Raw genomic sequence first — 15,526 nt, 5'->3', positions numbered from 1 at the left:
ATAACAGTCCCGATAGTCGGAGGTGTGGACCATTCTAACGCTACTCACAAACAGTTTTTAGAAAAATCTTTTCCTTAAACGTTCCTCTTTTTTCCGCCTTCTCTTTTCGCACAGATTCCAATTGTTCAAGCGTATAGCCTCTTGCTTCGGCAACGGCGTAGATTACTTCCATTAAATCCGCAAGTTCTTCTATGTTCTGATCTTTGTGATACTCATTTAGCTCCTCGTCCAATTTCGAATCAAGCATTGCCAAATATTCATCATCCGATAAGATCTCTGTCTCGCATCTTCTGCCGTCATTCTTTATAATCTCAGGAATCTTATCCCTGACAAGTTTATTGTGTATTACCACTGCCATTGTAAGTCCACTCCTGTTAAGTACATCCGGTTTATGATTCTGAAATCACTTTATCTCTTAGTTTTTGCTGTTCTTTTGTATTTTCTTCATTCTTATCAGAGAAAAGAAAACGAGACGAGCCGCTTCCTTGATTGCGCAGCTCATTAGCAATCTCATCTAATCTCTCTGTTCCAAATAAATTGTACTCCTCTTTAGTTATTTCAAAATACTCGTCATACCATGCAACCCACGTAACAACGCATGCCATAACATATTTGTCGATACTTGATATATATCCAACACGATATAGCTTTTCATTGCGAATCTTCTCTTTGTCCAGCTTCTCCTTCTGGTACAGTATTGTAGTCCTCGCTGAATTTATTGATAACACTCTCCGTTTCCTCAAAGAGCTTTCTATCAACAAGTGAATCAAGCATTGGTTTTATCTCAGTTTTCGGATTATCTGTTATGCCGTACAGATCAAACAACTTTTCAAGGTCTTTAACGAATATCTCTTCCTCTGTTATAAATTCTTCAAGTGAAAAGATATTTTCCTTATGTATCTTTTTCCATTTCTTATAGATTTCATCCGCATCTTCTGCAAGATCGTATTTACTGAAGATTGCTTTGGTCGCATCAACAGAACCGGTGCCTGTTGAAATTAGTGTGCCGCATGCGTCAAATATTATGTTTTTAATCATTGGGAGCCTCTTACCTTAAATATTCACCTACTCAATTCGATAACCAGGTCTTTATATCGCTCAGTCTTATTCTGAATGTCCTCTTCTGACACGCCATAGTATTTATATATATCCTTGTAAACACTACTAAACATCTTCATAAATTTCTTGCTTCCCTGTGCTCCTGCAGCAAGATAATCATAATTCTTCTCAATTATAATATGCATAGAATCATCATTATCTTTCCCTTTTTTTACATACTTATGGAAATCTATATCAAAAACATCCCGCGGAATTGAATCAGCAATCTCTTTTTCCTTTTTTATCTTCTCATTCAATCGAATAAGCATTTCTTCTGCATCATCTGTTATATCAAAATCCAAATCAATATCCCGCCCTTGAGCCAGATCAGATCTATACTTAAAAAGAAATGCCGTACGTGTTTCCTCATATTCAAACTCGAACTCAGTTCGATCTACTTCCACAAAACCATATCTGCTTTTAATATATTCCTCAACTTCATCTAAGCTATGCACACCGGGTCTAATACTTTTTTCAATAAACCACCTTTTTATCCTATATAAAAAAGACATTAATCTCTGCGGTAGTGTCTGTTTCTTAGACTTATCACAAATAAATATAGATGTAGGGCCATCAGCACCGCCTATAATTTCAAAATGCTCATCTTCCATAATTCCTATCATCTCCACTTTACCCTGCATGCTTTCAGTGCTTCTTTTCAAATGGTCCTAGGGGTGGGGGGTGTGGGCCATTTGGGCACTGCTCACGAACGTTTCTACCAATCAATAACTTCAAAAAACTCTTCAATATTACTATTTTTCTTATTTATCCCGTCACGATTATAGTCTGTCTTCTTAATTTTAATATCAAAAGTCTTTTTCTTGATCTCATATCTATTGGAAATCATTTTTTCCTGTTTCTTAATCGCCTCAAGAAGATTCATGTACGACTTCTTACCCGCATTAAGAAACTCATATACATCCTCATTACTCTTAAATGCGGTAATATCCTTAAATGCCCATGCATTGGTGATGTACTTCTTAGTATCCTGCCCCTTATATTCCGCATCATGTAAACAAGCAACATATTCAAAATCAGGGTTATCAGCGATTAAAAAATGCGGTGTGCTTCCCTTCTTATTTTGAATCATACAATACTCCAGCAGCTTCAAGAAGTTTTCCTGCTCACCGGGTATAGTTTTAATCCTGTCAGCATCAACAATGATAAACTTAGCAAGATAATTGGTCTGCGCCTCTTTTCTAATCTGTTTTAAAAAATTAGAATATCCACCGCCATGCATATTAATAGGCTTCAGAACAAGTTCTACTCCCTGTTTCTTGCGCATTTTGTCAATGTAATTATACTCAGTATCGCCTTCGCAAAAGATGGCATACCTTTTCTTAAGTATCCTCTCTTTTCTACTCAAAAGCCGTACCTCCCAATATTCCCTTCATATAAAACTCATATACCTTAGCAGTTTCATACCTCACTTCAGGAAAATCTGAAAGTGAATACAACTCGGAGGTAAGACTATCCTTACTCTTGGTAACAAAATAGATCTGTTCTTTCATATAAGTCCTGAGATTCAAATGCAGCACATTATGCGTAGAAAAGATAAATTGCCCCTTGTGATCTTCTCCATTAACAAAAGCAATCACTCGGTCTGAAAGTATAGGATTTAACACCCTGTCCATCTCATCGGCAAATACAACCCTGTTCTCATAAACCACTCTGAAAATCTGAACAGCCCATGCAAAAAACTCCCTGACCCCCGTAGAATCCTGCTGCAGTTCCCTACGAATTTCATTTCCGTCAGAATCTTTTCTGATAATAAGAGATTTACCGTAAGGTTTATCATTATCAACTTCAACACCTGAAATACTGTAATCAACCATGCGGAAAATATCTATAAAACGCGGATCGCGCATGACTTTGATATCTTCATCTTTATTAAAAGGATTTCCGTCATGATCTTCAGGAACAGCTCCCGGAAGCAAAACATTCTTGAACCAGCTTGTTGTCTCACTCGCGTCTTCATTGCCAAGTAGCGCAAGCTTGCTTATGAAAAGCCCGTAACTGTTATTGCTGTTTTTCAAAGCAACATCAAGTTCCGAAACCTTCCCCTCTTTCTTCTCATATTTTCCATCCTTATCTCTGCCCACAGAAAAAAGACAAGAAAAAGCTCCTTTACGCTTGCTCTGCTTATATAGTGCTTCACTTGTAATTCCAATCGAATCAATTCCAAGGGAATACTTGTAGCATTTTCCCTGTTCTGATATAAAGCATATTTCAAATCTCTGCTCAGGATTCTTATCAGTAAGATAACTGGAGACATTAACAAATGCACCAACCGACTGAACCTGCAAATTGTAATCTATCAGCGATTTCAAAAATTTAAGACTACCAATAAAATTAGACTTACCACCCGCATTTTCACCTACTATCACTGCGGTTTTCAAAAGATCGTAGCCCACATCCGAAGAAGTGTAATTGTCCGGATATCTAGTTTTTACCTTACTGTTAGGCGCTTCCATACTGAATTCGCTCTCAACATTAAAAGAACAAAAATTATTGAACTTAAAACTTATCAGCATCCTTTAATCTCCTTTTCGATGCCTCTATTATAACACAAAATCTTTCATCTAAACCAGATTTTTGGTTTAGATGAAAGATTTTTAAGATTTTTATTATAAAAGTGCCCAACAAAATCAAAAATATTATTTAATCAAAAACTATCTTTTATTTTCCCAATGTATTGCTTGTTATAGCTGCTGCCTTTGCCGCAATAGAATTTGTTGCCGCATATAAAGAGCATGTAGGTGCAACAGGGCTCATCAAAACATTTAAACTGCATCAAAATCTATATTTGGATCATATTTATACAAGCGTCGTTTAAGTCGTTCCACACCTACATCCCCCTCAATTTGTTTAATAAAGGCGATTTTACCAATTATCCTTAATCTAGAATAAAATAATTCTTCGTTTAACTGTTGCTGACAATTATTTTTCTTTTGGTCATATTCAATATAATCTTTTGCCACATCATTAATATAAGTTTTTCCTACTGTAATTATATTCCCAGTCTGTTGATGAATAATATTTACTCCAATATATCTTAAAAACGAATGTGAAGAATCAAAATTAATAAACTGATTTTTCTTTTCATTAGTAACCAGTCCATTTTCCAACATTGTCGCTTTTACAGTAAGATCAATGTTTTTATACATATCATCACCAATCATCTGTTTCGAAGATATAAGAATATCGTCAGCATATCTAGTGTAAATACAATCATTCTTCTCTGCTACTGAACATATTTTATTATCTACATCTTTCATAAAAATATCCGAAAATATCGGCGATGTAACAAAACCAAGCGGAATTTGGTTATTATAAGAACATGCCATTAATACACTTTTTAACTGATAAACATAATTAGGATCAATATCAAATTCAATAATCATTTTTTTCGCTAGCAATTCTATTGATATACTATTAAAGAACTTCCTAATGTCATATTTTAGAAATCCCATCCCATCCAAATGATTAATAACACATTTTTTTATATTTTCACCTTTTTTGTATGCATAAGAATTACTGCTATACATATATTCATTCTTTAGGCTCTGATTAATTGCTTCATGTATTTTTCGGGCTGAATCACCATTTTTATCGTTTCTATATTTGACAATTTCTCTAACCTTATTACCAGTTCTAATCTCAATAGTCTCATAATACAAATCTGGATTAGAATTGATTTTCATAAGCAACTCTATCTGCTCTTGCGTGAGTTTAATAACATCAAAGACAGTTTTTCCTTTTATAACTTGCTTTATTATCTTATTTATTGGATTTTTAAATAAACGTAATACTCCATAGTCTGAATTATTATTAAAAACATGTAAGAATTTAACAATGTGTCTAATTAAATTATCATTCTGCTCCTGTTTTAACACTGTCTTAACTGAGATTTTCTTTAAATCATTTTTATTAATTAATGTTTTGGATTCAATTAAATTATATAATGCATCCTTGACCTGTTGCTCTACCTCCTCCAAGGATATCTTGCTAAAATCTGACTCCTTATTATCAAAAAGCTCTTTATATTCACATGAAACTATTGCCAACGTCACATAGAACATCAATTTTATTGATGTATTAACCTGCAATTCTTGATTAGTAATCGAATAACAAATTTGATAATGAGACTGAGGCATATCCGCAGATTCAATAATCTCAATATTTGTTTTACCCTTTGATTCTTTTAAATCTTCATCATTAATAATGCTTTGATGAATATTCAAAGGAAGCTTATTACCAACAAATGAATAAAACTCAACAATATAATCCGAAGCTATTGCGTTTCGTTTTACTCCCGGACGATATTCCAATACTTTTATTGTATCTGGTCTTGACTTAAGAGATATTTCTCGTACAAAATATCCCACATTACTCTTATTATAAATATCATTCTTTTTAGGAATGTAGACCTGAATCTTATTCATAAATGTGCTGTTAGCAAAAATACCTAGCTCGGCAGAACTAGACAAAGTATCTAGAAATATATATGTTTTAACTGAAACAGCTGCACATATTTCTTCCATCAACTGAATACTAATAGTCTTATCATCTATGTTCTCTTCAGTAAGAAAATCATCAATAATTAATGGCAATATTCTATTCGAATACTGATTAGAAATAGTCTGTTTAAGAATTTTCCTTCTGTCCCCATCATCCTTCTTATTGTAATAAGGACCACAAAGAAAAACGATAGGTCGTTCAATTGAAATCTGATCTAATAACATATATTCTTTCATATTTTACACAAAAAAAGAATCCTACAGTGAGAAAGAAATCAAAGAATTGATGAGTGAGCCCCGTGAGCATATGCGGCGAACGGGAAAAGCGAGCGAATCAATTATTTGATTTCTCTCTCACTCATAAAAACTCCATATTTCTACTTCGTCATCGACGAATACTAGGATTCTATGGACATTATATCGTCCCTTTCCTCCTCCGTCAAATAATATTTTTTTCGTCTTTTATCTTCTTCATTTAAAATTTCTTTATAAATGAATTTATCTTCCTCAATATCGAAAAACCACCCTTTAGATTGAAGAATTTCATGATCTTTCTCTGCCTCAATTAATGTCATTAGTAGACGAAGTATTCCGTTCTTGTAACTCTCATTTCCTAGACTATTTTCAAACATTGTATTGCTCTTTTGTTGGACTAGATTTAGCAAAACAAATAACTGTCGATAACTCACTTCGCTAGAGCCATCTTCCACTGTTATCATATCATTTTCTTCTGGAATAATAGTTTTCTTAATTGCATAATCTATATTTTCGTATCTTAAAGCAGCCTCCTCTGTGTTTTTAATTTGCTTTTCCAAAAGTTCTAATACATATTTTTTTCCTTCTTTAATCGACATCTGAAATAAAAGATTATATAACTCACGAACAGAAAAATATGCATTTTGACTATCATCTATCAAATAGAAATAGTAATCTTGTGAGCTTACCTGCACACCAATCAAAAGCCCCTCAATTTGAATTTTTCTCACCATCCGATAAGAATCTGATACCAAGTAATCCTTTTTCTTATACTTACTAATTTCTCGTTTACGATCCGTTCTAAGTATTGAAAGGAAATCTCTCATTGCCTCCATTTATTTAATTCCTCCAACCATAAAATTATATATCTTTTAGTTTTATTTCATTCTCATCTTCCCACTCCACATTACCATTAGAAGTATGTCCCATTACAACCACCGAGGCTACTGGCGGAGCATTGAACTCATAGTCATGCTGCCCCCTATCAACTATCATTCCATCACTCTCCAGTTGTTGTCGCAATCTAAAATAAGATTTACCTCTTGTCTCAAATGATGGTACTCTTCCGTCAGATACTCTGGATCCTTTAAGGGCATAACTCCACTAGGACTTATAATCGATTTACCATACATAACAATACTACCTTCCTAATCTCTAAACGCTGAACGCAACTTATCGGCTGAAATATCATGATTCTTCATATAATACTTATATTGTTCTGATTCCAAGAATTCTCTTTTTAACCCCACGCGCGCTATAGGCTCTAAACAGCATCCGTAATTCGCAACAAACGGCATATAATCGCTGGTGTCCGCGCAAACAATAGTTTGTGAATTCTTGGCTTTTCTATTTCCAAGACGTAGTCTTAGTTGTCTCACCGCTAATTTCTTGAATCCTCTTTCAAGAAAAATATAGTTTTCTCCCCCCTTGTACGCTCTTGAATCATAAACTAAACAATCTGGTTTCTGCTCCAAAATACGTTTCATCATATTCTCTTCACTTAATGTGAGCGCTATTCCATTATCTATTTTGTCTATCAATTCCTGAACTCCACATTTTCTGCCATCAATAATAATCAACGGCTCGTCATTATCAGTGATAGGAATCGTACTGGTAGCATCATCATAAGCCCAAAAAGTTATGATATTGTTACTCGCCCCGTGTTTTTTTATTTCTGCCCGAGAAGTATCTGGTGAATCAGCCCAATATGAAATACGCTGGTTAGGAAAAAGCTTTGAATACCGTCCTGTACATTCTCTTAAATTTCCTGCGTGAAGATCATAAACAGATTTACCATAAAAACTTTCATTGAATTCCACACATCTATAAAAATCAAACTCATCAGTTACATATACCGGTAAGTTCTTATGCTTATATATAGTTCTCATATAATCATTGCTTTTAAAAAATTCACCCATTTTGTGTCACTCAAATCCCCTCTATTTCTCCGTTTTCCACTTTATTAAGTATATCATTTAAGAAAAATCCCTCAAAGGCTAAACTGTTGCTTTTGCAAAGAAACAGTCACGAAAGTACGTAATATCTGAACCACTAATAGTTCGCTGATGAAGAGTTATATGGTTGAACTTTATTTAATTCTTTTAATGGAGAATATTTATAGAACTCGCTGTTTTTGATCCACTCAAGGGAGTGGTCAGCGAGACGATGGCTTATCAGCTCATTCTATAGCTGTTCAAAGGTATCGTCATAATCAGATTTTCTGAAATAATTCTTGTTGGCGATGCCATCGTTTTTGTTGGTTATGATAAACTTTCCATCTGCGGAAACAAACTGGATCAGCTTAGATTCATAGTCAAATGTCGCCGACTGATTGAATCTTTCTGAATAGATAAAATGAACTTGTTTGAATTCTCTTTTCTCATGATTGTTATAATGCTGCTTCATCCTTTCGGAAACATTGGTAGATTCACCAATATAGATCTTTTTCCCATTCTCAAGGATATAGAGCATCGGCCAGTTATTGAGAAAATCATCATTTCCGTAATTGTCGCTTGGAAATTTGTGATTCGTTATTACATAAAGAATTTCTTGCGTCTGATCTGCAGTAGTCATGTAGTTGCTCCGCTTTTTTTGATATTTTTAAAGCTGTGGTGCACTGAAATCTAAAATATAAAATTACTAAATCACTGAAAAAACAAGCTATAACTGACTTCAATTATACCATATAAAAAGCTTTCCTCTACATATTAACGTAGTAGGAAAGCTTTTTGAAAATTATTAAAGTAAATTCCACTCTAACTTCTTGTGGTAGATTTTACTTTTGCACAAGTGGAGTTTAAACCTTCACACATTAATGGTATGCTCTAAGCTTTCCTTCTGACAGCAGTAGAAGGAGGCTCTATGAGCAGATATATACCAGGTAACCAAAAGCATTTAACACTTGATGACCGTAAGTACATAGAACGATCCTTGAATGAAGGGGTATCGTTTAAAGATATTGCTCGATTTCTTTGTAAGGACCCAACAACCATATCCAAAGAGGTCCGACTTCACAGGCTTGATGATTGGTATCATAAAGGTCCATTTTACAACGCCAAGAACTTTTGTATTCACAGATATAAGTGCGGTAAAACAAATGCCTGTGGAAAGATTGTCATATGTGGTGTCAGATGTTCCTCTTGCCCTACATGTAACCAGACGTGTCCGGATTTTGTGAGGGAAAACTGCATTCGTCTGACCAAAGCTCCATATGTATGCAATGGATGTCCTAATCCCATCACCAGATGTACTATAGCCCACAAGTATCGTTATGATGCTATATTTGCTAATCGCAAATATAAGGAATGCCTTAAATCCTCCAGAGAAGGTATAAGCATCACAAAGCATGAACTTCACGAAAAAGATATGGTTATTACTCCACTTATCTATCAGGGGCAATCACCTTATCAGATAATTACTAACCATCCAGAGCTTGATATGTCTGTAAGAACACTCTATACATACCTTGAAGATGGCATTCTCACAGCCAGAAACATCGACCTTAAACGCAAAGTAAAATTCAAGCCACGTAAGGTCCACAAGACCCAAATCAAGGAACGAGCTGTTTTTGAAGGACGTTTATACAACGATTTTCAAGCTTTGGAACTCGATCATTTCACGGAGATGGATACTGTGCATTCCTCCCAGGAATCAAAAAGAGTCATACTCACGTTTTTTCTAACCCGCGAGAAACTGTTCCTTGCTTTTATCATGAACCGCTGCACTAAAGGTGCTGTAAAGCTCATTTTCGACAAGCTGGAGCGCCAGCTGGGAATATATGACTTTCTTACATTATTCAATACAGTACTGACCGACCGTGGAGTGGAGTTTGGTGATCCGGATTCTCTTGAAAACGGGCTTGATGGAACTGTACGCTCAAGCATTTACTATTGCGATCCAATGAGAAGTGGCCAAAAAGGCGGCATAGAGCACGTACATACGATGCTGCGAATGGTACTTCCCAAGAAGACGAGTTTTGAATACCTGACTCAATGGGATCTGCGTACAATCGTAGATCATATAAATTCAACACCACGAGAGATATTAAATGGCAGAACTCCGTATGATGTAGCTCTGGAGAACTACGGCCCAGATATCCTAAAAGCGCTTCAGCTCAGACCGATTCCACCCGATGAGGTCAATCTGACGCCTAAGCTGATACGCTTCAACCATTAACTTTACATAAAAACCTGCTGTCAGACTGGAAGTAAACAATTCACATTTTTTAGATGTGGCCTGTGGAATTCAGTCTCGCACATGAAATGTCCAGAGGCTTGTTTACCATACAGTCATTTCAGTTATTTTATGGAAAGTTGGCTCAATTATACCATCAATCGTCAGAATGGGCCTAAAATAATTACTAAAAATCAATGAATTTTAAATCGCGGTGGAATTTACTTCTTCACTGGAATTTAAAATTTCAAGTCAGCTAGGAAAGCTTTTTTGGTCCACTAACCCCGTCCCCAAAAGGACCACATACAAAAATCCCAGCAGTCTATTAACTTGAAACTTTTATTTTTCCGTTTCCGATCGTGGCGACTGTCTTGTGTTTAAATTCGGAAATCGTATCTTTTAGCTTGATATTGCTCATAAAGCTTGTAGCAAGTGACTGGCCGGATGAATGTGACTCGGGTACAACAGTCTCGAATCCGTTCTCGCCGCGGACTTCCAATATGATGTCTTTGCCTGCGGAATATCCTGCTGAAGCAAGCATTGCGCCTGCCATACTTCCTGCGACATAGGCGAAAGGAATGAATGGGAAGAGCGCCTGTACCAATGCACCCGTCGTCTGCGAAGCAAGAGCAATTATAATCTCCTGCGCCATCAAGTCTCCGTACTCCTCTTCTGTGATCTGTCCTACTGAAAGCTGATAGCCATAGCGGATTGAATCTACTATGAGAACAGTGAGCGTTCCGACTGTCTCAGGTGCAAGATTCTTATATGATCTGCCAAACTTGCCGGACTGAGAAGCGATAACGATGGCACTGCTGACAGAACCTTCGACAAATCCTTCGGAACCTGCGAGAACGCCTTCTATGCCGGTTTCCATCAGTTTCTTTTCATCGATCTTGCCTGTCTTGGCGGCATCAACAAGAATTGCGTATACGTCGGGTCCTATCGCAAAGGCCGTGTTTATGATTGCAGCCTGAGCTCCAGCACCGATTGCTTGTTTCAGGATATATTTGGGAGTTAAGAGCCCATATTTATTGTAAGAAGCGGGCTTATTCTTTCCCGTATAAAGCGAATCATAAATAGCATCAAGATTCTTCTTTTCGTATTGGCCAAGGTATTCCGTGGCATTCATTGGCGTTCCGCCATTTTGCTTAGTCTCAACATAGTATTTTTGATAGTCTTCAAAAAAATTTATTGCCTGCGTCTTGGCGCTTGGCTTAGAAGTTTTATAATAATTTGAGCCATATTTACTGTCGAAATCAGAATTGCTCGAAGCAAAGCCGTTATTGCTGTTAACCTTCTTAAGAAGCTCTTTTTGCATAAGGCTTGAAGTATCGGTAATTGAAGACTGAACGCTGTTTACATATGTTTTGCCTTTCAGCGCTGCAATCGTGGTTCCTGTATATTTGGAAGCATAGTCCCATCCCGACTTAAATTTCTTGGTGTCGATCTTGGCTGCATACTTCTTGATCGTGTCGCTAACGGCCTTAGCTTTTTCGGAAGTGTCTTTGGCCGCCTTACTCGCCTTTTCGGCAGTATCTTTGGCGGTTTTACTTGCTTTCTCAGCAGTCTGTCTTGTTGTCTCTTCCGCCTTTTTAGCATTCTTTGAAATTGTATCAGCGGTTTCTTTTGCAGTCTTTCCTGCTTTCTCAGCATTTTGGGAAATTGTATCCGCGGTATCCTTTGCGGTTTTGCTTGCTTTCTCAGCCGATTCCTTCGCTGTCTTACCGGTCTTTTTGGCATTATCAATCAGTGTGCTTCCGGTGTTTTTGAGATCATCAATCCCCTTTGCACAGGCTGTAACAGAGGTATAAGGTGCCATGAAAAAATGTATTGTCATGGTAGCGGATAATATAAGTGCGATAGTCTTTTTCATAGTAGGAACCTCACATAATAAAATAACACATGTAATAATATCACATTCTAAGCCACTTTAGGGGATAAAGTTGGTACAGACTACCCCCTCATTCTTTTCCCTGTTTCGCATTTTCTGTAAATAGCGTATAATTATACTGTAAATAGTTAATTTGATGACAATACCGACTATGAGGTCCTACTATGTATTGGCAAAAGATAAACTACTACGGATTCGAGAAGCATCGCTATGATGATTGTAAAAAACTCATACATGATACAAATTACACGCATCTGCTGATCATTAACAGCTGGCTTCTTTTGATGACCATAACCTTTATGATTCTGTGTCTTATGAACGAGTTTGGCGTGACAAGAAGAAATTTCAACATGTACTACTCGTTCATGATACTGTCGCTGATTTTTGAGGTCATTATTATCGCGTTCAAAAAATTCTGCATACGATTCGCAACATTCTTTGTTCATGCAAGCTCAATCATCCTGATTGTTTTCGGAATATTCTCATCGGTCGCTCAGCCCTATCTTGCCGCAACCATGTATCTTGTTATGGTTGTCCTTCTTTCCGTTACATATATCGATACCATGATAAGATTTACCGTACTTCTTATCTTCTATTGCAGTGTCTTTTTGTACACTTCTTTCAAGTTCAAACCACATTCACTCGCAGAACTTGATATGTACAATATAATTGTTTTCCTTGCTCTTTCGCTTATTCTGCATTACTTTTTCCAGCACAATAAAATGACACAGTTCTACACGCTTCAAAAAAATATTCAGATTCAGCGCGACCTCGAGATACGCTCAAGTTTTGATACTTTGACGGACCTTCTTAACAGAGCGCGCTTTTTTGCGATAGCCGATCAGATCATAAAAGATCCGATAAGACGCGATGAATTCCTCGCCGTATGCCTGCTCGATCTTGATAAGTTCAAAGAGATAAACGACAAACTCGGACATCAGATGGGTGACAAGGCAATCCAGACGACATCCCACATCATAGTGGAAGCCTTGAATATCGATATGTTTGAGAAATGGTCTTTTACAGAAAGAGCCGTGCGCGACAAATTTAGCATAGCGGGAAGGCTCGGCGGCGATGAGTACATTATGCTCATACGCGGTCAGAAAAACATGGATGACGTAAAAGCAATTTTAGATTCTATCCTTACCAATCTCAATTCCGTACAGATTGGTGAACTTAGCGGTATCAGCGCATCTTTGGGCGTCACCGCCGTCACAGACGATGACAAAGACATGGATTTAATTTACAAACGTGCCGACGAAGCTCTCTATCAATCCAAAGACCGGGGAAGAAACCGCATCACGATAAACTGAAGCTTTCCTCTTTTTTCCATAAGGAGTGCAGATATGATCATTGTTGTAAAAGCGCTTATTCTTTGCGGAATCATCATAGCGGCCTACACCACGCTGGAGTGCATCTCTTTTTTCAGCCTTCACAGAGACGTTATCACTTCGTTTGAAGGCAAGAAAAAAATGATCCTCTATGCTTCTTTTGGTCTGTACATAGCCACCTGCCTTTTCTTTGTAGTCGCAATGTTCATTAGCCGCGACAATATCCTAAGCGGAATCGTAGTGATCATTCTGGCTCTGATACTTTTTCTTTTCACCAATTGGTTGTTCGTAGTCATAACGAATGTGAAGTCCAAGACAAAAGAGATCGCTGAGAGCCTGATCGGAATGATCGAAGCGCGCGATACTAACCTTGACGGCCACTCCATCCACGTTATGGAGATTGCCATGCTCATATATGACTACCTTCCGTACAAATATAAAAAGACAATTCAATGTGAGAATCTGCGCTACGCGTCTCTTTTTCTCGATGTAGGAAAACTGGGAATTCCAAGCAAAGTCCTGAACAAGCCGGGAAAGCTTGAAAGCGGTGAATGGGATCTTATAAAAAAGCACACAGCCATCGGCGTGCAGGTACTTAAGCAGATTCACTCTTTTGACAATATATCCGACTGGATTTTGTACCATCACGAACGAATTGACGGAAACGGCTACTACGGGCTTAAAGGCGACGAAATCCCTCTCGCATCTAGGATCATTGCCGTTGCCGACACATATTCCGCGATAGTCATGGTAAGGTCCTACAAGCCCTCGAGATCCTACGACGATGCCATCGGTTCTTTGAAGATTGCTGCAGGTTCGCAGCTTGATAAGGAAATCGTCAGGATATTCTGCTCGATCCCGCGCGAAAAAGTCGAGGGTTGCACCAGAAGTGTAAAAGATAAGATGGCTCTTTTCCTCGCAAACGATTTCAGGGAAGACAATCTGTAAGGAGACGATCGTATGAATTTTGGAAAAAAAATTATTATCCCGCTTCTCTTAGCCGGCATGGTAACTTCTTCCGCTTGCGCCGAAACGGCAAGCAATTCGATGACCGGTGCAAATATCTCAAATAAGGACAAGCCTGTTGTCTGGTTCAACAGACAGCCTTCAAACAGCGAGACCGGCGAAATTGATTACGACGCCATAACCTTTAACAAGAACGTCTACTACGTCGGTGTTGATATGGAGCAGGGCGCAACGCTTCAAGGCGAGATGATCATCAAATACATAATGGGCCGCGATGCTTCACTTGACAGAAACGGCGACGGAATCATCGGCTATGTCCTCGCCATAGGTGATACAGGGCACAATATATCCGCCGCAAGAACACGCGGCGCAAGAAAAGCTTGCGGAACCGCCGTGAAAAAAGATGATGTGATAATTCCCGACGCCGTCGGTATAAATCTAGACGGAAGTTCTAAGATTGTAACGGACGGAACCGCCACGATAGCGGGAAAAGACTATATCATAAGAGAGCTTGCGTCAAAAGAGATGACATCCCCCGACGGTGCAACCTGGAATGCGGACGCCGCAGGTGTTGCCATCGATGAATGGGTAAAACTGTTTGGTGACAGCATAGATGTTATTATTTCCAACAATGACGGAATGGGACTAAAAATGTTTGATAATTGGGCGCACAGTAACAATGTACCTGTATTTGGATATGATTCGAACGGTGACTGCGTAGCCGCAATTAAGGACGGTTTTTGCGGAAGCGTCAGCCAAAGAGCCGATGTTCAGGCGTACCTTACACTTCGCATTCTAAGAAATTGTCTTGACGGAGTTGATGTAAACACCGGAATCGGTGTGCCTGACGATGTAGGAAACGTTCTTAACCAGGCAGACTTTTACTATGCTGACAGGGAACGCGCCTTCCTTGCACTAAATCTCGCCGTTACAAACGAAAACTATCTGGCGCACCTGGATCCCAGAGCGCCGTATGAGGAAGTATCACACCAGCTTAATGTAAATGAACATCCGAGGAAAAAAGTGTGGCTCAACATCTACAGTACCGAAGATGATTTCCTTAGCCAGACGTACCAGCCGCTCCTGCAGCAGTACGCCTACACTCTCAATCTTGATCTTACCATCGTGATTGGCAACGGATATGACGAATCGAGCATTACTTCGCAGCTGGGCGATCCGTCAGAATATGACGCATTCGCGATCAATATGATAAAGACAGATGATGCACAGATTTACATGGATCTGCTATCCAAGTAGGCAAAAGCGCTTTACGGTAGTGAAGAGTAGGC

The 15,526-nt window shown here is 38.1% G+C and carries 16 protein-coding genes; 4 read left to right on the top strand and 12 right to left on the bottom strand.

Annotated features, from left to right (window positions below):
* Positions 1-40 precede the first annotated feature (40 nt).
* The 11 genes from BM398_RS10340 to BM398_RS10290 form a co-directional block, all read right to left on the bottom strand.
* On the bottom strand, positions 41-358 hold the full coding sequence (locus tag BM398_RS10340) for a nucleoside triphosphate pyrophosphohydrolase (protein WP_330390579.1): 318 nt from the start codon (positions 356-358) through the stop codon (positions 41-43).
* 31 nt (positions 359-389) lie between these two features.
* Complete coding sequence (locus BM398_RS10335; RefSeq protein ID WP_242949803.1) at positions 390-605, bottom strand: hypothetical protein; 216 nt, start codon at positions 603-605, stop codon at positions 390-392.
* Between the two features lie 46 nt (positions 606-651).
* The gene (locus BM398_RS10330; RefSeq protein WP_092337593.1) at positions 652-1,038 is read right to left on the bottom strand and encodes an HAD family hydrolase; all 387 of its coding nucleotides are present in this window, start codon (positions 1,036-1,038) and stop codon (positions 652-654) included.
* Between the two features lie 23 nt (positions 1,039-1,061).
* The gene (locus tag BM398_RS10325; protein WP_092337592.1) at positions 1,062-1,739 is read right to left on the bottom strand and encodes a hypothetical protein; all 678 of its coding nucleotides are present in this window, start codon (positions 1,737-1,739) and stop codon (positions 1,062-1,064) included.
* A 74-nt stretch (positions 1,740-1,813) separates the two neighbouring features.
* On the bottom strand, positions 1,814-2,464 hold the full coding sequence (locus BM398_RS10320; RefSeq protein ID WP_092337591.1) for an RloB domain-containing protein: 651 nt from the start codon (positions 2,462-2,464) through the stop codon (positions 1,814-1,816).
* Entirely contained in the window at positions 2,457-3,632 is a 1,176-nt protein-coding gene (locus BM398_RS10315; protein WP_092337590.1) for an AAA family ATPase, read from the bottom strand. The genes BM398_RS10320 and BM398_RS10315 overlap by 8 nt, the downstream gene beginning before the upstream one ends.
* A 249-nt stretch (positions 3,633-3,881) precedes the next feature.
* Positions 3,882-5,843, bottom strand: coding sequence for a reverse transcriptase domain-containing protein (locus BM398_RS10310; RefSeq protein ID WP_175531910.1), 1,962 nt, complete (start codon positions 5,841-5,843; stop codon positions 3,882-3,884).
* A gap of 173 nt (positions 5,844-6,016) precedes the next feature.
* Positions 6,017-6,709 (bottom strand): hypothetical protein, encoded by a 693-nt coding sequence (locus tag BM398_RS10305; protein WP_092337588.1) that lies wholly within the window; start codon positions 6,707-6,709, stop codon positions 6,017-6,019.
* A gap of 25 nt (positions 6,710-6,734) precedes the next feature.
* Positions 6,735-6,869 carry a DUF4357 domain-containing protein gene (locus BM398_RS10300; RefSeq protein ID WP_207648075.1) on the bottom strand — a complete coding sequence of 45 codons (135 nt, stop codon included), beginning with the start codon at positions 6,867-6,869 and terminating at the stop codon, positions 6,735-6,737.
* A 152-nt stretch (positions 6,870-7,021) separates the two neighbouring features.
* The gene (locus BM398_RS10295; RefSeq protein ID WP_207648074.1) at positions 7,022-7,792 is read right to left on the bottom strand and encodes a hypothetical protein; all 771 of its coding nucleotides are present in this window, start codon (positions 7,790-7,792) and stop codon (positions 7,022-7,024) included.
* 265 nt (positions 7,793-8,057) lie between these two features.
* Entirely contained in the window at positions 8,058-8,447 is a 390-nt protein-coding gene (locus tag BM398_RS10290; RefSeq protein WP_092337586.1) for a GIY-YIG nuclease family protein, read from the bottom strand.
* Between the two features lie 288 nt (positions 8,448-8,735).
* On the opposite strand from BM398_RS10290, the gene BM398_RS10285 reads away from it, so the two are divergent.
* Positions 8,736-10,049 carry an IS30 family transposase gene (locus BM398_RS10285; protein ID WP_092337585.1) on the top strand — a complete coding sequence of 438 codons (1,314 nt, stop codon included), beginning with the start codon at positions 8,736-8,738 and terminating at the stop codon, positions 10,047-10,049.
* A 322-nt stretch (positions 10,050-10,371) separates the two neighbouring features.
* Here BM398_RS10285 and BM398_RS10280 read toward each other — a convergent pair whose 3' ends face one another.
* Positions 10,372-11,922, bottom strand: coding sequence for a hypothetical protein (locus BM398_RS10280; RefSeq protein ID WP_092337584.1), 1,551 nt, complete (start codon positions 11,920-11,922; stop codon positions 10,372-10,374).
* Positions 11,923-12,104: 182 nt separating this feature from the next.
* Between BM398_RS10280 and BM398_RS10275 the strand changes: the two genes are divergently transcribed.
* From BM398_RS10275 to BM398_RS10265, 3 genes are read left to right on the top strand one after another with little or no spacing between them, the layout of a single operon-like run.
* Positions 12,105-13,253, top strand: a complete 1,149-nt coding sequence (locus tag BM398_RS10275) for a GGDEF domain-containing protein (RefSeq protein ID WP_092337583.1) — start codon at positions 12,105-12,107, stop codon at positions 13,251-13,253.
* Positions 13,254-13,286: 33 nt separating this feature from the next.
* The gene (locus tag BM398_RS10270; RefSeq protein ID WP_092337582.1) at positions 13,287-14,219 is read left to right on the top strand and encodes an HD-GYP domain-containing protein; all 933 of its coding nucleotides are present in this window, start codon (positions 13,287-13,289) and stop codon (positions 14,217-14,219) included.
* Positions 14,220-14,231: 12 nt separating this feature from the next.
* Positions 14,232-15,494 (top strand): substrate-binding domain-containing protein, encoded by a 1,263-nt coding sequence (locus BM398_RS10265; RefSeq protein WP_092337581.1) that lies wholly within the window; start codon positions 14,232-14,234, stop codon positions 15,492-15,494.
* Positions 15,495-15,526: the final 32 nt, after the last annotated feature.

This window comes from Butyrivibrio sp. M55, from assembly GCF_900116865.1.
Classification (GTDB): Bacteria; Bacillota; Clostridia; order Lachnospirales; family Lachnospiraceae; genus Butyrivibrio.
This window is presented reverse-complemented; position numbering and strand designations above follow the sequence as displayed.